Source organism: Pantoea sp. PSNIH1, assembly GCF_007680655.1.
GTDB lineage: Bacteria > Pseudomonadota > Gammaproteobacteria > Enterobacterales > Enterobacteriaceae > Pantoea > Pantoea eucrina.
The window spans coordinates 376,829-400,060 of the sequence record NZ_VEIP01000004.1; the positions used below are offsets into that span (position 1 = coordinate 376,829).

Below are 23,232 nucleotides of genomic sequence, written 5' to 3' on the forward strand. Positions count from 1 at the left end.
TCCATCAGTCAGGGTTAGCTGCTGAGCAGGACCAGCGGTGCGCTGTAGTTCAGGTTTTCCAGCGCGATGCTGTCGGTGATAGCGTAGGTTTCTCCATTCAGAACGTTTAGCCACTTGCGGTGCGCAAGCGTTTCACTCAGCGCAACCGAGACGTCTGCCCACTGGGCATCAGCAAAGATCAGGCGCGGAGCAATCACAATCAGTGCACCTGTTTCAGACTGACGGGCATAGGCCACCACTTTTTCTGCATGTTCACCGCTGGCGTCCAGCGCCTGATAGTCGCCAAAACGAAAGAGCGCAGCGTGGTCGCGGCGCAGATGAAGCAGGCGCATAACCATCTGCTGTTTCAGGCTGCCGCTCAGCCAGCCCTGCTGACTGGTAAAGTCAGGGAAGGCGTCAGCATCAAGCTGGCTGACCAGAGTTGCAAAATCGGGTTCGCGGCGGTTGTCCGGATCGACCAGGCTGAAATCGAGCGCTTCACAGCCCTGATAGATATCAGGCACGCCGGGTGCGGTGAGTTTGATCACCGTCTGGGTAAAGCTGTTCACCAGTCCGGCGCGAATAAACGGCTGCAGCGCCTGGGAAAAATCAGTGAGAAACGCCACGTTCTCCGCAGAGAACAGATGACGCACGTAATCCAGTACCGCATTTTCATAGGCTTCGTTACTCTCTGCCCAGTCGGTGCGCAGCTTCGCTTCGCGCAGCGCCTTTTCCACAAACGGAATAAAGCGTTCGCACAGCGCGTCCAGTCCGGTGCGATCGTCCGGCTGCAGCGTGGCAGGCCAGACGCCAGCCAGCGCCTGATAGAGCATCCACTCAACGGCGGGTTCCGGCGCGGGGCCGTCTGCCAGCTCCTGTACGCGCTCCTGATTAAGCTGCTGCCAGCGCGTCACGTTCTCTGCCCACTCATCCGGCGCTTCGCTCAGGGTATAGAGCCGTGCGCGCGCATCCTCTCCGCGTTTGGTATCGTGCGTGGAGGTGCTGGAGATAGCGTCAGGCTGGTGCTGAAGACGGGTCTGCATCTCCTGATGGAAATGTGCCAGTGAGAACGCGTGCGGCAGCGGCTCTGCACCCACTTCATTAATCGCAAGCGCCACGTGATTGCGGAAAAACAGCGTATCTTCAACCGATTTCGCCATCAGCGGTCCGGTCAGCTGCTGGAAACGGGCGCGGAACTCCGCCGCCAGCGCTTCACCCTCATCACTGACTGCACCCAGCAGCAATGCCTGCAGGAAGCTCAGGGCAGCAGGGGACGCGCTATGTTTTACGCTCTCAAGCACGCTGAGCAGACGCTCCTCGCCCGCCAGCGGCATACCCGCTGCCTGACCATAAGTGCGATAGACCGGGAAGGCAATCAGCAGCTCGCGCAGCGCCACGTGCAGCTCCGCCTCACCAAAATTGCGGTGCTCCAGTCCGGCAGCATCCGTTGCCAGCGAGAGCAGCCGGCTGAATTCGCCGGCAAAATTACGGTCTACCATCAGCTCACGCGCCGCGCGCAGGCCCGCTTCCACATCATTACGCTCACGCGTGGCTGACTCATAGGCGAGACGCAGCGTGTCGATTTTTGTATCGTCAATCAGCACATGTGAGAGCGCCGCAATAAACTCATAGCCGGTTGTACCGGAGACGGGCCACTCTTCCGGCAGCTGTTCACCATCGGCGAGGATTTTCTCTACGGTGATGTAACACCCTTCACCGGCCGCCGTGCGGAGCTGCTGCAGATAACCCTGCGGATCGGCAAGTCCATCAACGTGATCGACACGCAGGCCGCTGACCGCGCCGCTGCGCACCAGCGACAGGATAAGACGGTGCGAATCCTCAAAGACCACCGGATCTTCGACGCGTACCCCTGCCAGCCCGGTGATCTCAAAAAAGCGGCGATAGGAGAGTGCGCTACGCGCTTCACGCCAGTTCATAAGCTGCCACGGCTGCTCATCGTGCAGCTGAACAATGGCGTCGGGGTCCGTCAGCGCCAGCAGTTCTGCTTCACGTCCCTGCCAGCTCGCAGGCGTCAGCGGATAGTAGCTGTCGAAATACGCCAGCGCCGGTTTACCGCTCTGCGGATCGGCTTTAATCGTGATCTCACCTTTTTCCACTGCGCGATCGAAATCGTCACCGAGAAACGGCAGCGTCAGCCTGCGCGACCAGTCGATATCAAAATAGCGCGCATACTGGCTCTCCTGTCCATGCTCAATCACATCACGCCACCAGGCATTCTCCAGTGAAGCCGCCATATGATTTGGCACAATATCCAGGATCAGCTCCATGCCGGCGGCCTGCAGCGCTGCGCTCAGTCGATCAAAGCCCGCTCTGCCGCCGATAGCCGGATCGATTTCATTGGCATCGGTGACGTCGTAGCCGTGCGTTGACTCTTTCGTCGCGGTAAAAATGGGTGAAGCATACAGATGGCTGATACCCAGCTTCTGCAGGTAAGGCACCAGTTCCGTGGCACGATCAAAGGTCATGCCGTTGCGAAACTGAATGCGATAAGTGGAGGTCGGGATAGTCATGCTGCTGCTCCTGGTGCCAGACGGACAATAATGGCGTTCTGCGCGAGTTCATGTTGCTCCTGCGGCCAGGCAAACAGCGTTTCGCCTGGCATATCAGGAAGTGCCTGAGCGGTATTGCCCAGATTAAAAGCCATAGAGAGCGTGCCCTGCGGGAAGCGCCACTGCACGGCGACGTAGCCATCACCGGTTGCCAGTACCTGACCGCTGTGACCCCCGGCCGTCGCCAGCAGCGGAACCAGATGCTGCTGACGCAGCGACAGCAGCGTGCGCGTCAGCGCCAGCCAGGCTTTGCCCTCGCTGCTGGTCGTCTTCGCCCAGTCGAGCTTTGAACGTTGGAATGTCTCTTCCGCGTTGGGATCCGGCACCTCATCGTCATGTCCGGCATGGCCGGTAAACTCGCGTGCACGTCCTTCACGCACCGCCTTCGCCAGATCGCCGTGAAAGTCGGTAAAAAACAGAAACGGATTAGTTTCACCGTACTCTTCGCCCATAAACAGCAGCGGGATATGCGGTGACAGCAGCAGAGCCGAGTAGAGCACTTTGGTGCGCGCCTCTCCGGCCAGCGTGATCAGGCGATCGCCCTGAGCCCGGTTGCCCACCTGATCGTGATTCTGAATAAAATCAACAAACGCCACCGGGGGCTGGCCTGCACTCGGCACGCCGCGCGTCTCACCGCTCTGGGCCGAGACCTCACCCTGATAGGCAAATCCCTCGGTCAGAATGCGCGCCACTTTTTTCTCCGGCGCATCGGCAAAATCCTGGTAGTAGGCGTGAGTTTCACCGGTTGCCAGCACATGAATAGCGTTATGGAAGTCGTCGTTCCACTCTCCGCTGAAGAGCGGAGTATTGCCCTGTTCATCGCGCGGATGCAGGAAGATTACGTTACGTGAATCTTCCGTGGTGAGGTGTGCCGGACGGTCCGGGATTTCATGACGAATGCGCTCTGCAATTTCAATCAGCACATGTTTATCTGAGCTGTCTTCAATCTGATCGATAGCGTCAAAACGCAGGCCGTCGAGGCGATACTCTTTCAGCCAGTAGAGCGGCGCCTCAGAGATGTAGCGGCGGGCCGCATCCACATCGTAGGCGATACCAGCCCCCCAGGGGGTCTGGCGCTCTTCATGGAAAAACTGCGGGGCCAGCAGCGGCAGATAGTTGCCTTCAGGACCGAAGTGATTCAGCACAATGTCCAGCACCACGGAGAGGTTAAGCGCATGCGCCGCGTCAACAAACGCTTTGAAATCATCCGGGCTGCCGTAAGCGGTGTGTGGCGCATAGAGCAGGACGCCGTCATAGCCCCAGCCGCGATTACCGCCAAACTGCGACACCGGCAGCACCTCAATCATGGTGATACCCAGCTCAGCCAGCTGCGGCAGTTTTTCAATAGCTGCACGAAAGGTCCCTTCAGGCGTAAAGGTTCCGATATGCAGCTCATACACCACCGTCTCCTGCCATGGACGTCCGCGCCACTCGGTCTGCTGCCAGCGGTAGCTTTGCGGATCGATGACCAGTGACGGACCGTTAACCTCTGCTTTTTGCGCCCGCGAAGCCGGGTCAGGCACCACGCTGCCATCGGCCAGCACGTAGTGATATTCTGCACCTGGCGTCACCCCTGACTGTGACAGGGTAAACCAGCCATCTTTTTCCGCCTGCATAGGATAATCGGTACCGTTCAGGCGCAGGGCTACCTGCTGCTGACCCGGTGCCCAGAGACGAAAACGCACGGTGCCGTCAGCCAGGATTTCAGCACCCCAGGATTTTTCCAACGTTGTGGATTCCATTCTATTGCCTCGTTAAGCCCCGCGCGGGGCAATGGACGACATCAAGCGATTTGCATTCCCGAAATCATTTACTCTATGAAATAAAAGACTAATCACCCCGGTAATGAAGAAAGGTCTCAGGTAAAGTGCTGAGTACCCTGAAAATCATAGCCTATATTTAGAAATATAAGTCCGGGCGCGCCGTAAAGTCGTTGCAGAAGTAAATTTTCCGATTTGTGCGGCAAAACATTTATTTTTTGCCGTCATAGGCTACGGTTATGGTTACGCATGTAAGCGATGCGCCAATAAAGCCAGACGGCTTTCACCGTCAAACAGGAGAGCACTTATGAACGAAGATCGCATCAGTGGAAACTGGAAGCAGTTCAAAGGAAAAGTGAAAGAGAAATGGGGTCAGCTGACTGACGACGATATGGACGTTGCCGACGGCAAACGCGATCAGCTGCTGGGCCGCATTCAGGAACGCTACGGCTACGGTAAAGACCAGGCAGAAAAAGAGCTGAAAGACTGGGAAGATAGCAACAAGTATCACTGGTAATTCTCAGCTTCCCGGCACGTTCGTGCCGGGATATTTTGTTTCAGCACATCGCCTTTTCCCGCTACGTTTATTTCTCTTCCGCTGCTATTTCTGCGCCGGCACTCGTTAGCCGTTATTATAATGGCCGCTTATGGTCGTCTTTATTTAAACTCAGCAGCGCGACAAAACTAATCAGTGCGGTAATCATCACGTACCACGCCGGAATATCCGGATTTCCGGTCTGTTTGATCAGCCCTGAAATAATCAGCCCGGCGCAGCCGGAAAATAACGCGTTTGAGAGGGCATAGGCGAAACCCAGGCCGGTGTACCGCACCCGCGTGGGAAACATCTCTGCCAGCATGGCGGGTCCCGGGCCTGCCAGCATGCCGACCAGCGCACCAGCCACAAAGACCACCAGCGCTTTCGTTAACAGCCCGGAAGCGGGATTTTGCAACACCCCAAGCAGCGGAAGGGCGAAGATCAGCAGCATAAAGGTGGCAACCAGCATAATGGTACGCCTGCCGATGCGATCGCTCAGCCAGCCGGCGGGCAGAATAGTGGCGGCAAAACCGAGGTTTGAGATCACGGCAATCAGCAGCGCCTGATTAAAGCCGGTATGCAGCGTGGTTTGCAGATAGGTTGGCATAATCACCAGATAGGTGTAGCCCGCCGCTGACCAGACCATCAGGCGGCTGATGGCAAGCGCAATGGCGCGCAATGTGGCGGTGAAAGAAGCGCGTTCCGGCGCCGGAGCCTGCCGCGCAGCGTTAAACTGCGGCGACTCATCCAGCCCGGCCCGCAGCCAGAGTGCAGCGCCTCCCAGCGGCAGCGCCAGCAAAAACGGCAGTCGCCATCCCCAGGCGAACATCGCCTCTTCACCGATAAGCAGCGGGATCAGCGCGACGGTCGCCGCACCGGCCAGCAGGCCGCACGCCACCGTTAGCGACTGCCACGCACCATACAGGCCCCGTTTGCCTGGCGGGGCGGCTTCCGTCATCAGCGACACCGCGCCGCCATACTCGCCACCGGCAAACAGGCCCTGCAGAATACGCAACAGCGTCAGCATTAACGGCGCGGCAAGACCGATAGCCGCATAGTCCGGCACCAGCCCGATAGCAGCCGTCACCAGCGTCATCATGATCAGTACGCCGATAAGCACCGGTTTACGTCCGTGACGATCGCCCAGCCGGCCAAAAATAATCGCGCCGAGCGGACGGAAAAAGAACGCCACGGCGAAGGCGGCCCAGGTCAGGATGATACTGGTGCCGGCACGCTCATCCGGCAGCTGGAAAAAGTGCCTGGCAATAATCGGGGCCATAAAGCCATAAACGGCAAATTCATACCATTCGATAAAATTGCCAACCGAACCGGCGACGATAATACGTCGATGCGCTGGCATCATCTGAGCAGGCATAGCCTATCCTTATAGACAGAAGCGTAGAGAAGAGAGCTGTAAAGCGGCATTAAGGCATAGATTTCAATGCGGTGTCTGTGAGGCGCACGCAATTGCAGGCAAAAAAAAGGCCACCCGAAGGTGGCCAGCGTGACAGCGTATCAGGCAGGTTTTTGCTGCTTTTTGTGTTTGCGCTGCCGGCGCAGTTTATCAATCAGGCGATGCGCTTCCGCACGGGTGGCGACCGCAGGCGATGACCCCTTCAGTGGTTTACGCGCCGTTTCGCTCAGCGTCAGCACCGTCAGCAGGCCAATAACTCCGGCGCCCATCATGTAGTAAGCAGGCATCATTTTGTTGTGCGTGGTATCCACCAGCCAGGCTGTGATTAACGGCGTGGTGCCACCAAACAGTGAGACCGAAAGGTTGAAGCCAATCGCCAGCGCGCTATAACGGATATCGGTGACAAACAGTGCCGGCAGGGTGGCAGGCATGGTGCCGCTGAAGCAGGTATGCAGCAGACCAAGAATCGCCAGTCCGGCAAAAACCCAGTACATATTACCGGTACCCAGCAGCATAAACGCAGGGATAGCCAGCACAATCAGGCCCAGCGCGCCAAAGCCGATAACCGGCTTGCGGCCGAGACGATCGGTAAAGTAGCCCCACATCAGCGTCAGTGGCATCATGATAAACATCACCACCATCACCAGCAGCAGACCGGAGAGTTCGCTCAGGCCGAGGATCCCGGTAAGGTAGCTTGGCATATATGCGGTCAGCATATAGTTGGAGACGTTGAACAGCAGCACCAGCCCGATACACTTCAGCAGCGGTTTGCTCTGGGTACGCAGCATCTGCCACAGCGTCAGCGGCGGCTTGTTATGCTCCATCTCTTCACGCTGATCCATATGGTCTTTAAATGCCGGCGTCTCTTCCAGCTTCAGGCGAATATAGAGACCAAACAGACCGAGTGGTGCCGCGAGAAAGAACGGAATACGCCAGCCCCACGACATCATCTCATCATGCGGCAGGTACGCAATCATCCCGGTTACCAGGCTGGCACCCAGCAGATAGCCCGCCAGCGTGCCAAATTCCAGGAAGCTGCCCATAAAACCGCGGCGCTTATCGGTTGAATACTCGGCAATAAAGGTTGCTGCACCGCCATATTCGCCGCCGGTTGAGAAGCCCTGAACCAGACGGGCTACCAGCAGCAGAATCGGCGCCGCAATGCCGATACTGGCATAGCTCGGGATAAGACCAATACAGAAGGTGCCGATGGACATCATTACCATGGTAAAAGCGAGGACTTTCTGACGGCCAAAGCGATCGCCCAGCGGTCCGAACACCATACCGCCAATCGGACGCACGAGGAACGCGGCGGCAAAGGTACCAAATGAAGCGATAAGCTGCGCGGTATTACTGGCATCGGGGAAGAAGACCTGACCAATAATCACGGCCAGATAGCTGTATACGCCAAAATCGAACCACTCCATGGTATTACCAAGAGCAGCTGCGCCGACGGCGCGTTTTAAAAGTTTATTGTCGATGACGGTAATATCATCAACGGTCAGATCGGGTTTATTTACTGTTTCAGTGCTCATAGGCTTCCTTTGACAATGAAATAAAAGCGATCTTATAGCTTTCGCAGCCGGTTATTGCAGGGTGGAAAAGAAAGCTATAAGAGGCCGAAAGGCGAACACCTTAGGAGATAATTTTTCTTTACGCAACTTTGTGATGTATATCACTGGCAATAAGCGTAGCGCTGAAGTAAATAACTGTCAAAAAGCGCGACGGCGGGATAACAGCTTATCATGTTGATACGGAATATTCGGCGCATTAACGCAATATTATGCTGGACACGGAAAATACTCAGGCAGATATATCGTAAACGACCATTATCACTCTGTGATATACCAGAGTATAAAAAATCGCCGCCAGGGTTCACAATGTCAATTCCTGTCAGTGCGCAGGTAAATCAGCCCGGTCCTTCGCTTGCTGCGGCCAGCAGCGGCACAATTACGTCACTCAGCGGAGTGGGAACGCCTTTTTCCCGGCCAAACCGCTGTATAACCCCGTTGCGGCACTGCCACTCCAGCGGTCGACCCGCCTGCCGGTCAGCGAGAATAGAGGTGCTCAGATCGGCTGGTGCGCTCTGCAACCCTGCCACTATTTCTTTTGTGACGTTGTCACTTAGAGTTGCCCCACAGGCGCGCGCCACGTTAAGTGCTTCACTGAGATAAGCCAGCGCCAGTTCAGCAATATCTCTCCGGTTAAACATGCCTGCCCGGCGATTTGCCAGCACCATCAGGCCCGCTACCGCATTCTGTAACAGCTTGCGCCATGCCACAGAGTGAAAATCAGCGCTGAGATCGGTGCTGCAGCGCGTGCCCGCCAGAGCAGCAACGATGCGTGCTGCGCCTGGCGTATCGGGCAGCGTCAGCCGCGGCCGGGCGCGCAGCCAGACAGAGGCGTCCGCTTCGCGCTGAGCCGGAAACCAGACCACCGAAGGAATAATTTGCGCGCCATTCACCAGCGGCTGCAGCTGCGTCTGCTGTTCAATGCCGTTTTGCAGCGCGCACACCACGGTATTCTCATTGCATAATGCCCGCAGCCAGCCTGCACACTGCGCCACCTGAGTGGTTTTGACCGCAACAAACAGTAGCGTAACCGCATGACGGATAGCGACAGGATCGGTCAGCACCGGACCCGGCACCCGGATTTCGCCGTCGTCATGACGCAGCCTCAGGCATGCATGGGGCGTACGGCCACAGAGCAGCGGCGGGCGCCCGGCTTCATACAGGGCAGCTGCAACGGTGGTGCCGATAGCGCCAGGGCCGAGCAGTGCGACAGAGGAGTAATCTGACATATAAAGACTCCGGTTCAGGCTGATATTCTGCTGATAACAGAAGAGGGAAGTGCTAAGTATTATTCACGTTCGCGTAGTTGGCCGCCTGAAGCGTAATAAAACAGGTTTTTGAATAATTCTCTATGGCGGTCGCCTTTTTTTATCGGACAATCAGTAACGTAATTGTTTCCACCGCTGCGCTGGCATCCTGATTCATATTAACTATGTTTATGACTCAAAGAATAAAAGGATGCTCTATGCGTAATCTTATATTGAGTGGATTCACCGTATTGTTGCTGTCAGGATGCGGCGCGAATAACAGTGCGTCACCGGTCAACGCTCCCGGTGCGCCCGTGGCGGGTAAAACCGCGCTGCTGGAGAGCGGCGCGGCCGCACTGCAGTCGCGCCCGCCGATTGATGCCATTAACACCTATCTGGATGGATTCCACTACTACTGTGGTGATAAACAGGGACAGATGGAAGCGCATCACTATGTCACCATTCTCAACGATGATGTGATGCAGGCAGTGATCTTCGACGGCAATAAAAAAGATGCCAAGCTGATGGGCGTTGAATATATCATCAGCGAGCGGCTGTTTAAGCAGCTCCCGGCGGGCGAGAAGAAGTACTGGCACAGCCACCGCTATGAAGTGAAATCAGGCTCTCTGATTGCGCCGGGCATTCCGGACGCCGCTGAACATGCGCTGATGGGCAAAATCGTCAATACCTACGGAAAAACCTGGCACACCTGGCATACTGACCGCGACAAAACCCTGCCGCTGGGCGAGCCAGCGCTGATGATGGGCTTTACCGCCGACGGAGAGATGAACCCGGCGCTGCTGCGCGATCGCGACCAGCGCTTTGGCGTCGACACGCAGAAAATTCGTGCGGCGCGTGCCGATCTCGACGCGCATCCGGTGGCCGCAGGCGCTGATAACTGCCAGCGCGTACATCAGGCGCACTGATCGCCACAAAATCTATCCGCAGCGTTCGCCCTGCGGATTTTTTTCGCCTGCCGCCCCCGAACCAGGTTAAAAAGAGAGATCGTTTTTCTCTGCCGTAAGGAACCAGACGTATTATGACGCTCAAACGTTATTTCACCAGCGACCAGCTGACGCTTACCACCCGGGTATTACGCTGTGAACCGCAGGATGATGGCCGCTTTCGTCTCATACTCAGTGAAACGCTGTTTCATCCGCAGGGTGGCGGACAGCCCTCCGATCGCGGAACCCTTGCCGGCGCGGCGATGCTGCAGGCGCTGCAGGAGGGCGACGATGTCGCACACTATACCGATCGGCCGGTTGAACCAGGCGAGGTGGAGCTGGTGGTGGATGGCGAGCTGCGCGAGCTGCACTCGCGTTACCACTCCGCGGGTCATTTGATCGCTTATGCCGGAGAGTCATTTGGCTGGCGTGGATATAAAGCCAACCACCGGCCAGGGGAAGGTCGCATTGTTTTTACCGCGCTGGATCAGACTCAGCCGGTTACGGCAGAGGCGCTGATGCAGCGGGCTGCAGCGCTGGTGGCGGGCAACTATCCCCGCGTGCTGGGTGAAGAGGCGGGAAAACGTATGGTGAGCTGGGGTGAACTGACCCCCTATGCCTGCGGCGGCACGCATGTGCTCAGCACCGGGGAGATCGGTGACATTGTGATTGGCAAAGTAAAAGAAAAGAAGGGTGAGCTCACGGTACAGTATAGCCTGAGCCACTAAGCGGCATCAGGGGGGACTCCGTTCCCGCCCTCATGCCTGCGGCGTTAGCCTTTTCTCAGCCGTGATCCGTCAGCGACTGCGCCGCGCAAATCAGCGCCAGATGGCTCAGCCCCTGCGGCATGTTACCGCGCCACTCATCGGTGCGGACATCGAACATCTCATTAAAGGTTTCAACGTTGCCACGCTGACAAAGTTTGTCGAGGATCTCTTCCATCGCCTGCTCTGCCTGTGGAATATCACCCAGCGCGGCCAGCGCTTCCACCAGCCAGAAAGAGCAGGCAATAAAGGTACTCTCCTCCTGTTCCACACCGGAGTAGCGATAAACCATTGCGCTGTTGTGTCCCAGATCCTGACGGATAGCGCGATAGGTCGCGCGCATGCGCTCAGGATTCACCTGGTTGCCGTAACGGTGCATCAGCGCCAGCGCCGCATCCAGTTTATCTTCGCTGTCCGGGTAGAAGAGATAAGCCTGTCTGGCCTCGCTCCAGCAGTGCGCCTCCACCCACTCGCTGATGCGATCGCGTTCGCGCTGCCAGCGCTCAAGCCAGGTCGGCTCAATATGTTTCGCCTCTGCCAGCGCCACGGCGCGATCCAGCGCCAGCCAGCAGGCCATCTTGGAATGCGTATAGTGATGCTGATCGGGCAGCTCCCAGATCCCGCAATCCTGCTGACGCCATGAATCAGCGCAATGATTCGCCAGCTCACCCAGCATGCGCGAGGTAGAGAGATCGAGAATGTGACCAGCCTGTATAAACAAATCGGCGGTGGCGAGCATGTCGCCATACATACTGAGCTGGAGCTGATCGCGCGCATTATTGCCGATGCGTACCGGCTGTGAATGGTGGTACCCCCGCAGCGGCGGATAAGATTCAGCCGGGACTTCATCCCCTTCGAGCGTATAACAGGCGCGCAGCGCGGTGCCGTGACGAATAATCGTTTTCGACAGCCATGAGAAAGCAGCCTTACAATCTTCCAGCGCGCCCAGAAACACAAACGATTTAATAATCAGGCAGGCGTCGCGTACCCACGCATAGCGATAGTCATAATTTTTTTCGCCGCCGATACCTTCCGGCAGGGAAGTTGTGGCCGCCGCCGCCAGCGCGCCGGTAGGAGAGTACCAGAGAAATTTCAGCGACAGCGCTGAACGCCGCACGTGCTTTTCATAGCGCCCCTGATAACTCAGGCTGCGCGTCCAGTCGCACCAGGCGGTGTGGCTGGTTTCAATACGGGTATCGATAGCGCTTAAATCCGGCACCGCCAGCGGTTCGCGCTCGGTGACCAGCAGAGCAACCAGCGCGTGACTGCCGGGCGAGGTTTTGAGCGTGGCAGCGATACGTTCATCGTCCCGCTGCGTAATATGCCACGCGTCACTGGTGCGCAGCATCGCCATCAGATCGGCAATATGATAAACATCGCCCTGTTCAGTGCAGTCCCGCCACGGCGAGCAGGTCTCAGCCAGCGTACCAAAGCGTAACGTCAGCGTCAGCTCAACGTGGCCCTCGATCCCTTCAACGCGCCGCGCCAGCTCACTCCACGGCAGACGACCGGCCAGCGTGCTGTTTAATGATTCAGTCAGCAGGACTGAACCCTCTGCGGTGATAAAGGTGGTTTCCAGCACGTTACTGTCAGCGCGATAAGCGCGTTCGGTGCGGAAGGGGGCTGCGGGTACAATCTGGAAAAACCCGCCAATCTCCGGATCGAGCAGGCGGTCAAACAGCGGGGCGGAGTCGAGATTAGGTGCACACCACCAGTCAATAGCCCCATCCGGTGCGATAAGCGCAACGGAACGGCCTTCCCCAATGGCAGCGTAATCTCCAAGGCGCGCAAACCCTTTCTCGCGCATCGGCGACTGCAAAATCTGGTTATTCATCATGCTTCCCTGTCAGCTGAAACGACAGCGTGGCTGCCACAGGGGCAGCCACGCTGATATCGGGCAGAATGTGCTATTACAGCGTGCCGGTACCGCCGTCTGAGCACCATACCTGGCCGGAAGTAAAGCCGTTCAGGTTTTCAGCAAAGGTGACATAGAGCGGCGCGATTTCCACCGGCTGGCCCGGACGGCCCATCGGTGCACCGGAACCAAACTGCTGCAGTTTCTCTTCCGGCTGACCACCGCACGCCTGAAGTGGCGTCCAGTATGGGCCCGGTGCCACAGCGTTAACGCGGATCTTCTGTTCCGCCAGCTGTTTAGCCAGCGCTTTAGTAAAGGCGGCAATTGAGGCTTTGGTCTGCGCATAATCCAGCAGAATAGCGCTTGGCTCATAAGCCTGAACGGAAGAGGTATTTATAATAGAGGCGCCCTCTGGCAGATATTCCAGCGCGGCTTTAGTGATCCAGAACATCGCATAGACGTTGGTCTTAAACGTTGCGTCAAAATCTTCCGTCGAGAGCGTGCGAATAGATTCATTAAACTGCTGACGTCCGGCATTATTAACCAGAATATCCAGGCCATCGAGTTTTTCAGCGGCTTCTTTAACCAGCTGCTGGCAAAACGATTCGGAACGGATATCACCCGGAATAGCGACGGCTTTACGTCCTTCAGCTTCAATCAGCTTAACCACTTCCTGCGCATCTGACTCTTCAGCAGGCAGATAGTTGATGGCAACGTCTGCGCCTTCACGAGCGTAAGCGATAGCCACGGCGCGGCCGATACCTGAATCGCCGCCGGTGATTAGCGCTTTACGTCCGGTCAGGCGGCCTGAACCGCGATAGCTTGTTTCACCGTGATCGGGACGCGGATCCATTTTACTGGCTAAGCCGGGGAAATCCTGCGACGGCGTGTTAAACGGCGGCTGCGAATATTCATTAGCGATTAGCGTTTTGTTAGTGAACGAATTCATAACGGGCTCCTTGTACAGTGAACGTGTAGAAAATAAGCCTGGCAGAGATGTGATATTTGTCACGTAAAAAAATTACGAATGAATTTTATTTGTGCAATATCCATGCAGTGCGGGAAGTTATTTTTCCTTACAATTTCACTAACGCAATGATTATTTATCCCCTCTTAGTCCACATTTAGAAAATAAGCGAGTCGGCAACATTGCAGAGCAGAAAATTAGCTCTAAGCTCATTGAATAACTTTAATAAATTCCCGGCGTTTTACCGGGATAAACATAATGAGCACTGTCGTCAACGAGGCGAAAATGAGCGAAGCACTCTGTACCATTATTTATAACGGGGAACGGCTGAGTGGCGCAGCGGATCAACCGCTGATCGATTTTCTGCAGCAGCAGGGAAAAAAACTGCCGCACGTCTGCTACCACCCGGCGTTGCCGCCGCTGCAAAGCTGCGATGTCTGCTGGGTCAGGGCTGACGGAGAGCAGGTGCGTGGCTGTACCCTGCGGACTTATGAAGGCTTGCAGGTGGTCAGTGAAGGCGCCGACCTGGCTGCTGCACAGCAGGAAGGTATGGACCGTATTCTGAATCGCCATGAACTTTACTGCACGGTGTGTGAGCACAATACCGGCGACTGTACGCTGCATAATGCGGTAGCCGATATGCACATGCCGATTCAGTTCTATCCCTATGAACGTAAACCCTACACGAAAGATCACAGCAATCCGTTTTATACCTATGATCCCGACCAGTGCATTCTCTGCGGACGCTGCGTTGAGGCGTGTCAGAACATAGAAGTCAATGAGACACTCTCAATTGACTACAGCGCAGAACATCCGCGCGTATTGTGGGATGGCGGGACGGAGATTGCCGGATCGAGCTGCGTCAGCTGCGGTCACTGCGTCACGGTTTGCCCGTGTAACGCGCTTTTAGAAAAAACCATGCAGCCCGATGCCGGTCCGTTTACCCGCATGGATGAGGATTTAAAGCGGCCGTTTATTGATGCCATTAAAAAAATGGAGAAGAGCATCGGCATGGAGCCGATAACCGGCATCTCACTGATTGATGATGCTTTGCGCAAAACAGAAATTAAAAAAACCAAAACGGTCTGCACCTACTGCGGCGTTGGCTGCAGCTTTGAGGTCTGGACGCGCGATCGCCATATCCTGAAGGTGCAGCCGGTCGCTGAGGCGCCGGTAAACGGCATCTCCACCTGCGTAAAAGGCAAGTTTGGCTGGGATTTTGTTAACAGCCCGAATCGCCTGACCACGCCGCTTATCCGGGAAAACGGAGCATTCCGGCCTGCCAGCTGGGAAGAGGCGCTGAACCGGGTGGCGGAAGGGCTGCGTGCCGTAGCGCATCAGCACGGCGGCGCAGCAATTGGATTTATTGGCTCCAGTAAAGCCAGTAATGAAGAGGCCTATCTGACGCAAAAGATCGCGCGCCTGATTTTTGGTACCAACAATGTCGATAACTCTTCACGCTATTGTCAGAACCCGGCTACCCAGGGGCTGTTCCGCACCGTGGGTTATGGCGGCGATGCCGGCACGCTGCGCGATCTGCAGCAGACCGATCTGATTATCACCGTGGGCAGTAATCTTGCAGAAAACCATCCGGTATTCGCCTCGCACATCAAACAGAGCCATAAACATCACGGGCAGAAACTGCTGGTCGTGGATCCGCGTAAGCATGAAATGGCGGAGCGCGCCGACTGCTATCTGCGTATCCGGCCCGGTACCGATATGGTCTGGGCCTCTGCGATGGCGAAATATATGTTCGATCATCACTATGCAGACGACGCGTTTCTGGCTGAGCGCGTTAATGATGTTGACGCCTACCGTGCCTCGCTCGCGCCGTTTACGCTTGAGATGGCGAGTGAAGTAACCGGTCTGAGCGTGGAGGCACTCACCGAGGCAGCGGAGATGATCGGCCAGGCAAACAGCGCCTGTATTCTCTGGGCGATGGGTATCACGCAGCACAGCCACGGTGCCGATGCCAGCACGGCACTCTCTAACCTGCTGCTGGTGACCGGCAACTATGGTCGCCCCGGCACTGGTGGCTATCCGATGCGCGGCCATAACAATGTGCAGGGGGCCAGCGACTTTGGCTGCCTGAGCAATGTTTACCCCGGCTATGAAAGCGTAACGGATGATGCGGTTCGCGAGAAGTGGGCGCGTGCCTGGCAGGTTGCGCCGGAAGCGCTCTCTGATGAAGAGGGGCTGGATAACTTCCTGATGATTGAGCACGCCCACGATAAGCAGCTGCGCGCAATGTACATCATCGGCGAAGATACCGCCTTTTCAGACGCTAACTCCACCAAAGTGGATGAAGCGTTCAGCCAGCTCGATTTTATGGTGGTGCAGGACATTTTCATGAGCAAAACCGCGCGCTACGCCGACGTGGTGCTGCCCGGCTGTCCGAGCCTGGAAAAAGAGGGCACATTCGTCAATACCGAGCGCCGTATACAGCACTTCTCCCCGGCGTTTGCTCCACTGGGTGAGAGCCGGCCTGACTGGCAGATTCTGACCGATCTCGCCGCGCGTCTCGGGCATCACTGGCGCTATCCAAACCCCGGCGCCATCATGGCGGAGGCGGCGGGCATTGCGGATCTGTTTGCCGGTGTGAGCTATGAACAGCTGGTAGGCTGGCAGTCACAGCTCTGGCCGGTGAAAGCAGATGGCAGCAGTACGCCGCTGCTCTATACCGACGCATTTGCGTTTCCGGATGGTAAAGCGCGTCTCTATGCGCTTGAGTGGCAGCCGCCAGAAGAGCAGCCGGACGCAGAGTACGATCTGCTGCTGAATAATGGCCGCATGCTGGAGCATTTCCAGTCCACAAACCAGACCGGGCAGGGCGGACGCATCATGTCGCTGTCACCCAACTGGTTTGTGGAGATCTCGCCGCAGCTGGCGGAAGCGCGTCAGCTGCAGGAGGGTGACTGGGTTGAAATCCGCTCGCGGCGCGGCGCGCTGGAGGTGCCGGTGGTGGTGACCGATCGTGCCGCAGGGAACGTGCTGTTTATCCCGATTCACTATGGCAAACCCGGCGTCAATGGTCTGACCGGTAACCACCACGACCCGGATGTGAACACGCCGGCTTACAAAGAGATTGCCGTCAGCCTGCGTAAACTGGCGCGTCAGCCTCAGCCGCATCCGCTGCCGTTGCATAACTTCCGTCACGGTCAGCGCACGCCGCTGGATCACCTGCCGGTTGAGGTGAAATGGCAGCAGCCGGAGTACCGTTTGCCCCCTGAACATGTTTCGCACCCGGAGAAAAGCTAATGGCCGAACCGCTGGACTACCAGCCTGAACCTGCGCGCACTGAACCCACCGCGCAGGAGTCACTCAATACGCTGCTGGAGAATCTGCATCAGCACGGCTTTCTGCGTCTCGCCAATGACGTGGTTAAAGCGAACAACGACATTGGTAAAATTCTTGCCGGCGGGCTGAATCGCCCCGGTACTCAGAACGCCATCCAGAACATTTCGCTGCTGTTTATGATGCTGAGCACTATTCCGCCCGAGCGGTTTAATCATGTACTGCTGGCGCTGCGCAATGCGCTGGTCGCGATGAAGCCAGCGAGCGAGTCTGTTCAGCAGGAGAAAGCTGCGCCCGGCATCAGAGGGGTAATGAAACTGCTTAATGATGAAGACCTGTGGCAGGGTGTGCGTCCGCTGCTGTCGGCGCTGGAAGTTTTTTCGCGCGAGATGCAGAAAGAGGAGGAGACCCCGATTACCCGCTACAGCGGTAAGCCGACCCGTGAATAGTCAGGAGTGGGTGCTGCTGATTGCCCGCAATCGGTCTATGCCGATCGCGGGCATACCCGCTGAGTTACGGCTGGTCAGCGGGTATACGCATAAACCAGGTTCCCTGCAGCGGCATGCGTAAAAAATCGCGAAACAGCGTTTCCAGCGTCTGCTGAGGATCGACGTCAGCGAAACGCTGCGGATAGAGCGTTTTAGCCATAAATTCTGCTGCAACGACGTGCCACGGGCTGAGATAAAAATTCATCCACAGCGCGCCCGCCTGACCGTTATGCAGCGCCTTCAGCCCGCGCAGCCCTTTCTGCTGTCCGGTCAGCTGCTGAAAACTCTGCAGTGCAACATCAGGCGCGATCTCCGGTCCGAGCTTCAGCCGGCCACTGCTCTGATTGTCGCTAAAACCGGTAGCAAAGTAGTAGTCAGGCTGCGCGGCAATCACGCTCTCTTCACTCAGGCGGGCAAACACACCCTGCCGGGTACGGGCGGCGATGTTGTCGCCTCCGGCCAGGCGCAGAAGCTCGCCCAGACTGCCGTTGATTGCCGTCACGCAGCACTCATTGCGGCGTCCCAGATGCAGGTGCAGCAGCACTTCAGGGCGCGCACCGTGAAAATCAGCAAGCCGCTCCTCAATGACCCGCATATGGGCGGCGTAAAACCGGTTAAATGCGGCTGCCCGCGCCTGCTGATTAATCACATCACCCAGGATCTCCACGCTGCGCCGGGTATTCTTCAGCAGCTGAACGCGCAGGTCGATCTTCACGACCGGAATGTGTGCCGCCTGCAGTACCGCAAGCAGACGCGCGTCAGCATCATCATAGCGTGCCAGACTGGGTAAAATGACGACGTCGGGGCGCAGCGCAATAACCTGTTCCGGGTTGATCGCCGCCGGGCCACCGCTGCCAAGTGACGGAACCGCCTCTATTTGCGGAAAACGTCGCGCAAAGCTGCGCCACATCTGCGCATCATATTTCTGCAGATCGCGTGGCCAGCCCACAATGTGCTGCAGCGGATTTTCAGGCGCCAGCAGCGCCAGCGTATAGAGCATACGGCTTTCGCCAAGCACAATGCGCTGCGGGCGATCGGGTATTGTCACCAAATGACCGTCAATATCGGTGAGCGTTTTTGCCTGCGCCAGCGGGCTGAGCAGCAGCCAGGCTAACAGCAGCAGGCTGGCGAAAAAGAGTGAATCAGAACGCAATGCTCGCCTCCGCCACCAGATTGCGGGTCTCGCCTTCGCGTACGCGCAGGTTGCCACCGCTGGAGGTGTAGTAGTGTTTATCAAACAGATTATTCAGGTTCAGCTGAAGCCGGGTTTTATGCCCGGAAAGGGTACTGTTCCAGGCAATAAAGGTGTCGGCTACCGTATAGTCAGGCAGGGTAAAGCTGTTCTCCGGATCGCCCGCGCGTGAACCGACATAGCGGGCACCCCCCCCGATGCGGAAATCACCCGGAATGCCGGGCAGCGCCAGCGTGTGGGTGAGCCAAAGTGAACCGGCGTGACGGGGAGCGTTCTGCAGCCGGTTGCCGTTATTGGCCCTGTTTACGCCATCGTCAGCGATCTCCGCTATATCATAGCTGTAACTGGAGCTGATCTCCCAGCCGGCAGCCACTTCCCCGTTAAGCTCCGCTTCAGCGCCTGTGGATCGCGCCCGGTTGATAGTGCGCGTGGTGCCATTGATGCTGAGTGACATATCGCGCTCATCAATGCGGTAAAGCGCCAGGCTGGCAAACAGCGTCGGCGTGATTTGCCACTTGCTGCCCGCTTCCCAGCTGGTGCCCTGTTCAGGTTTGCCCACCCGTCCCGCATCATCCACCTCGGTTGAGGGGGTGAACGATTTGCTGACGCTGGTGTAGAGCGAGATATCCGGTGTCAGTTTGTAGATCGCGCCTGCCTGCGGCAAAAATTTGTTGCCGCTGCTCTCCAGCGTCGGCACGATTGGGTCGGCTCCCTTTGAGGCGCGCTGTTCATAATGCTGATAGCGGCCGCCTGCCACCAGGGTCCAGCGATCGTTAATCGCTACGCTATCTTTGGCGTAAAGCGAGCGGCTGTGAATGCGGTTCAGCAGCCGCGCATTTGCGCGGCGCTCGGTAGTGGCATCCATGACCGGCGCAAGCAGATCGTAATGCGGTTCGGCAAGCGTAAACCCGCGATTTGCTTTGCCCTGATACTGCCGCGCCCGCAAGGTCTGATTCATCTCATAATCGGTGCCCGCCACCAGCGTGTGCGTCATGCCGGCAAGCTGCTGCGTACCGGTCAGATCCCAGGCGATATATTTTGTCTGATGATTAAAACCGCGATTGGCGTCAGCGCGACGCGTCACAACCCCGCTGTCCGGATCGATGGCGGTAACGCGCACTTCATTATTATCATACTGGCGCTGGTTCCAGCCCAGCGTCACACGCGTGCTCCAGTCGTCACTAAACTGCCAGTCGTAGTGGGTATTCAGCGTTTTATTATGGCCCCAGGCGTGGCCAGCTTTATCATCCAGCCGATCTTTGTAGCCGATATCAACCGGGCGGTTATGGATAAACGCCGTACCGCGATCGTAAGGAATATCATACTGGTAATCTTCGTAACTCAGCAGAAAGCTGGCTTTCTCGCCATACCACTGCAGCGAGGGTGCGATGAGCCGGTGTTTATCACGACCAAAATTGCGCCAGTAATCCTGGTTCTGCTGCTCTGCGACCAGCCGGAAAGCAAAACCGTTATCCAGTGGTCCGGTGATATCGAACGTACCGCTGCCGCCGCCGCTGCTGGCGGTCCGGCCGCTCAGCGCGGTACGCCATTCATAAAGCGGTTTTTTGCTGATGATATTGATGACGCCGCCCGGATTCTGGATGCCGTAGAGCAGTGAAGCGGATCCTTTCAGTACTTCAACCCGCTCCGTTGCTGCGTTGACATTGAGGCCCTGACTGCTGCGTATGCCATCGCGATAGATCGAACCGTCGCTGTTGCCGCCAAACCCGCGGCGCACAAAGCCATCTTCCGTGCCTGCCAGCGTATTACCTTCGCTTACGCCGCTGACAAAGCGCATCGCCTCCGTCAGGCGACTGACCTGGTAATCCTCCAGCTGTTGCGGCGTTACAATGCTGACTGACTGGATCTCATCAAGCCGCGCAACGGGCAGTTTGCTGCTGACGGTGCTGCTGCCGGCGCTATAACCGGACGCGGTTTCACTATCAGCCTGAACCGTGAGCGTGGTTTCCTGCTCTGCGGCATTGGCCGTAACGGAGACAGGGATAAGCCCCTGCAGCGCAACATATAACGCAGGGCGTAACGCCTTTGGCACAAAAGTAGAGGAAATAAGCATGTCAGCAAACCTGGTAAAGACGGAGTGTTCCGTCATAAAGCCATCGGCAAAACCTGCCGCGCGCGGGCAGGCAGAATAATCATTCAGCGGCCAAAATGCAGGCTTGAATGTAATTGAGAATCATTCAAACATGAAAGAATGTAGTAGTAAACGGATATAATGCAGGTAATACTACATTTATCCGGAATCCGTCTAATGACGGTATATTTAAATATTGATGTTATAAATCAATATATTAATCATTAAAATGCGAAGAGGTTTCTCGTTCTGTGAGTAAAGTGAATAGGGCGCATCTCATTATCACGAGACCAGCCACTACAACATATCCGCCTTTCACAGCGGGTAATGTCAGGAGCCTCAGCCCATGGCGCTGAAAAAAAAGGGTGTCCGGACAGACATTTTTGGCGACCGCTGCCGGGCTCGTATCGCCAGTCTCTCCCCCCGGCTGCAGACGGTCGCCCGCTATATTGATGCGCATCGTGAGAGCGTGGCGGAAGCGACGGCTATCGATATTGCCGCCGCAACGGGAACGTCTGATGCGACGGTGATCCGTGCCGTACAGGCGCTGGGCTTTACGGGCCTGCGCGATCTTAAACTCACGCTGGCGGAGTGGGCGGGGCCGGCCATTAACTCTGCAGCAAAGATGAGCGCGACCGTTAGCGAACTGGCCTGCGATATTAATGCCAGCATCGATTTTGTGCTGCTGGGACACCAGCAGGCGTGTCACGCGCTGGCACAGCCCGAAAACCGTCAGGCGGTGGCACAGGCGGTGGCGTTGCTAAGCGAAGCGCGTCAGGTCGCCCTCTTTGGCATCAACGCGTCAGGTATTCTTGCGGACTACAGCGCCCGTATGTTCAGCCGTATCGGGCTGCCCGCCACAACCCTGAACCGCACCGGCATTGCGCTGGCAGAGCAGTTGCTGAGCCTGCAGCGTGGTGATGTACTGGTGATGATGGCGCAGAAATCGGCGCATCGTGAAGGGGGCACGGCGTTAAAGGAGGCGAGAAAGCTGGGCATTCCTGTCATTCTGCTGACGCATGCGATGGAGTCTGCCTTTGCGCGCGAGGCTGATATCGTGATCAATGTACCACGCGGCGGGGAAGGAGGACGCATGCCGCTGCACGGGACCGTGCTGGTCTGTCTTGAAATGCTTATCCTGTCGGTTGCCTCAGTCAATGCCGGACGCACGGTGAAAACCATGAAGCGGATTCAGGAGCTAAACCGATCGCTTAAGCCCGGTACTAAACGCTAAGTGTGAACCGATCGTGAATATCCGGCGCGCGCAAAATTCACGAAAAATAACACCTGCCGGTGCGGTTTTATCGCTATAAATGCAGGCAAAAGAAGGAGTTCTTGTGCGTGCATTTCTGACAACTATTACCCTGTTTATAACACTCGTTCTGACCAGCCCGGCTAGCCTGGCGGCAGACGCCATGGCGTTCTGGTCAGCATCGCGGCACGGGGCCAACAGTTTTAACCGGCTGCCGCCTGACAGCAAATATTTTACGGCTCTGCATGACTACGGTGCCAGCTGGGTACGGCTCTCCTGGGATAAGTGGCCCACGCAGCAACGCGATTTTTTGCTGGGTAACGCAGATGAGTATCGCGGGCTGGACGCCGGCGATCTGCAGACGCTTATCCACACCCTCGACCGCGCCTGGGCAGCGGGCCTGCGCGTGGTTATTACGCCTCTCTCTCTGCCCGGCATGCGCTGGGCGCAGAATAACGGGGGAAAATTTGACGATCGGCTCTGGCAGGATAAAGCCTGGTGGGAAGCCAGCGTGCGCTACTGGCACGATCTGGCTGCTGCTCTGCACCATCATCCCGCTATTGCCGCCTATAACCTGATCAATGAGCCCGCGCCGGAAAAAAATGGCGGACTGGCAGAGCACGCCAGCAGTGAGGCGATGGCGCGCTGGTATCAGCAGCAGCGTGGCGGAAGCCGCGATCTGCCGGCGTTTTATGCCGCGCTTATAGCCGCTATTCGTGAAGCAGATGCCGTTACACCGATAATGGTCGACAGCGGCTGGTATGCCGCCGCCGATGCGTTTGACTACTGGCCTGAGGCGCTGCACGACACGCGCATACTTTACAGCGTGCACATGTATGAACCCTATGCTGCGACCAGCGCACCCAACGCCCGGCGTGAAAAGCCCTGGCCCTATCCGGGTTACGTACCTTTCGGCGAGGATATGCAGCAGTGGGATGCGGCGCGTGTCGCGGACTATCTGGCACGCCCTTTTGAATGGGCTGCGCGTAACGGGATCGATAAGCGGCAGCTGGTGGTTAGCGAGTTTGGCTGCGTGCGCACGCTGGCCGGTTGTACCCGGTACCTGGAAGATGTGCTGACGGTGCTGGACAGCCATGACGCGCACTGGGCATTTTATAGCTTTCGTGAAGATAGCTGGGACGGCATGGATTATGAACTGGGTCGTCAGAAAGTGCCGTGGCGCTACTGGCAGGCGGCAGAGAAAAATCTGCCCGATCCCCTGCCGCGCAGCGCCACAAAAGAGTTTGAGCCGATACGCAAGCGGCTCGCCGGTCAGTAAGGCGTGCCGGGCCATGCGGCCCGGCACGC

The 23,232-nt window shown here is 57.0% G+C and carries 16 protein-coding genes; 7 read left to right on the forward strand and 9 right to left on the reverse strand.

What is annotated here, in order from left to right:
* Positions 1-14: 14 nt before the first annotated feature.
* Together treY and treZ are read right to left on the reverse strand one after the other, a co-directional pair.
* Positions 15-2,510, reverse strand: coding sequence for a malto-oligosyltrehalose synthase (treY, locus tag FS690_RS13225; RefSeq protein WP_145339757.1), 2,496 nt, complete (start codon positions 2,508-2,510; stop codon positions 15-17).
* Positions 2,507-4,291 carry a malto-oligosyltrehalose trehalohydrolase gene (gene treZ / locus FS690_RS13230; RefSeq protein ID WP_145339758.1) on the reverse strand — a complete coding sequence of 595 codons (1,785 nt, stop codon included), beginning with the start codon at positions 4,289-4,291 and terminating at the stop codon, positions 2,507-2,509. The genes treY and treZ overlap by 4 nt, the downstream gene beginning before the upstream one ends.
* A gap of 325 nt (positions 4,292-4,616) precedes the next feature.
* Here treZ and FS690_RS13235 point away from each other — a divergent pair, with 325 nt between their 5' ends.
* Positions 4,617-4,826, forward strand: a complete 210-nt coding sequence (locus tag FS690_RS13235; RefSeq protein ID WP_065647325.1) for a CsbD family protein — start codon at positions 4,617-4,619, stop codon at positions 4,824-4,826.
* A 115-nt stretch (positions 4,827-4,941) separates the two neighbouring features.
* Here the strand turns inward: FS690_RS13235 and FS690_RS13240 are convergent, their stop codons facing one another.
* The 3 genes from FS690_RS13240 to FS690_RS13250 all read right to left on the reverse strand — a co-directional run bounded on the left by FS690_RS13240 (position 4,942) and on the right by FS690_RS13250 (position 9,058).
* The gene (locus FS690_RS13240; RefSeq protein WP_113655245.1) at positions 4,942-6,219 is read right to left on the reverse strand and encodes an MFS transporter; all 1,278 of its coding nucleotides are present in this window, start codon (positions 6,217-6,219) and stop codon (positions 4,942-4,944) included.
* 140 nt (positions 6,220-6,359) lie between these two features.
* A complete protein-coding gene (gene proP / locus FS690_RS13245) occupies positions 6,360-7,793 on the reverse strand; it encodes a glycine betaine/L-proline transporter ProP (RefSeq protein ID WP_071668296.1) in 1,434 nt (477 codons plus the stop codon).
* A 374-nt stretch (positions 7,794-8,167) separates the two neighbouring features.
* Positions 8,168-9,058 carry an oxidoreductase gene (locus FS690_RS13250; protein ID WP_145339759.1) on the reverse strand — a complete coding sequence of 297 codons (891 nt, stop codon included), beginning with the start codon at positions 9,056-9,058 and terminating at the stop codon, positions 8,168-8,170.
* 236 nt (positions 9,059-9,294) lie between these two features.
* Between FS690_RS13250 and FS690_RS13255 the strand changes: the two genes are divergently transcribed.
* On the forward strand, positions 9,295-10,002 hold the full coding sequence (locus FS690_RS13255) for an OBAP family protein (RefSeq protein WP_108569743.1): 708 nt from the start codon (positions 9,295-9,297) through the stop codon (positions 10,000-10,002).
* A 113-nt stretch (positions 10,003-10,115) separates the two neighbouring features.
* Complete coding sequence (locus FS690_RS13260; protein WP_040113851.1) at positions 10,116-10,748, forward strand: serine-tRNA(Ala) deacylase AlaX; 633 nt, start codon at positions 10,116-10,118, stop codon at positions 10,746-10,748.
* Positions 10,749-10,803: 55 nt separating this feature from the next.
* Here FS690_RS13260 and FS690_RS13265 read toward each other — a convergent pair whose 3' ends face one another.
* Positions 10,804-12,618, reverse strand: a complete 1,815-nt coding sequence (locus FS690_RS13265; RefSeq protein WP_071668298.1) for a glycoside hydrolase family 15 protein — start codon at positions 12,616-12,618, stop codon at positions 10,804-10,806.
* A gap of 76 nt (positions 12,619-12,694) precedes the next feature.
* Positions 12,695-13,588: an SDR family oxidoreductase gene (locus FS690_RS13270; RefSeq protein ID WP_145339760.1), complete on the reverse strand. Its 894-nt coding sequence runs from the start codon at positions 13,586-13,588 to the stop codon at positions 12,695-12,697.
* A 303-nt stretch (positions 13,589-13,891) separates the two neighbouring features.
* Here FS690_RS13270 and fdhF point away from each other — a divergent pair, with 303 nt between their 5' ends.
* Together fdhF and FS690_RS13280 are read left to right on the forward strand one after the other, a co-directional pair.
* Positions 13,892-16,864 carry a formate dehydrogenase subunit alpha gene (gene fdhF / locus FS690_RS13275; protein ID WP_094110888.1) on the forward strand — a complete coding sequence of 991 codons (2,973 nt, stop codon included), beginning with the start codon at positions 13,892-13,894 and terminating at the stop codon, positions 16,862-16,864.
* A complete protein-coding gene (locus FS690_RS13280) occupies positions 16,864-17,349 on the forward strand; it encodes a DUF1641 domain-containing protein (RefSeq protein ID WP_145339761.1) in 486 nt (161 codons plus the stop codon). Before fdhF ends, FS690_RS13280 begins: the two co-directional genes overlap by 1 nt.
* 64 nt (positions 17,350-17,413) lie before the next feature.
* Here FS690_RS13280 and FS690_RS13285 read toward each other — a convergent pair whose 3' ends face one another.
* Both FS690_RS13285 and FS690_RS13290 read right to left on the reverse strand, forming a co-directional pair.
* On the reverse strand, positions 17,414-18,541 hold the full coding sequence (locus tag FS690_RS13285) for an ABC transporter substrate-binding protein (RefSeq protein WP_040113862.1): 1,128 nt from the start codon (positions 18,539-18,541) through the stop codon (positions 17,414-17,416).
* On the reverse strand, positions 18,531-20,654 hold the full coding sequence (locus FS690_RS13290; RefSeq protein ID WP_145339762.1) for a TonB-dependent siderophore receptor: 2,124 nt from the start codon (positions 20,652-20,654) through the stop codon (positions 18,531-18,533). The genes FS690_RS13285 and FS690_RS13290 overlap by 11 nt, the downstream gene beginning before the upstream one ends.
* A gap of 364 nt (positions 20,655-21,018) precedes the next feature.
* Here FS690_RS13290 and FS690_RS13295 point away from each other — a divergent pair, with 364 nt between their 5' ends.
* Both FS690_RS13295 and FS690_RS13300 read left to right on the forward strand, forming a co-directional pair.
* The gene (locus FS690_RS13295) at positions 21,019-21,906 is read left to right on the forward strand and encodes a MurR/RpiR family transcriptional regulator (protein WP_145339763.1); all 888 of its coding nucleotides are present in this window, start codon (positions 21,019-21,021) and stop codon (positions 21,904-21,906) included.
* A 103-nt stretch (positions 21,907-22,009) separates the two neighbouring features.
* Positions 22,010-23,203, forward strand: a complete 1,194-nt coding sequence (locus FS690_RS13300) for a glycoside hydrolase family 5 protein (protein WP_255471500.1) — start codon at positions 22,010-22,012, stop codon at positions 23,201-23,203.
* Positions 23,204-23,232: the final 29 nt, after the last annotated feature.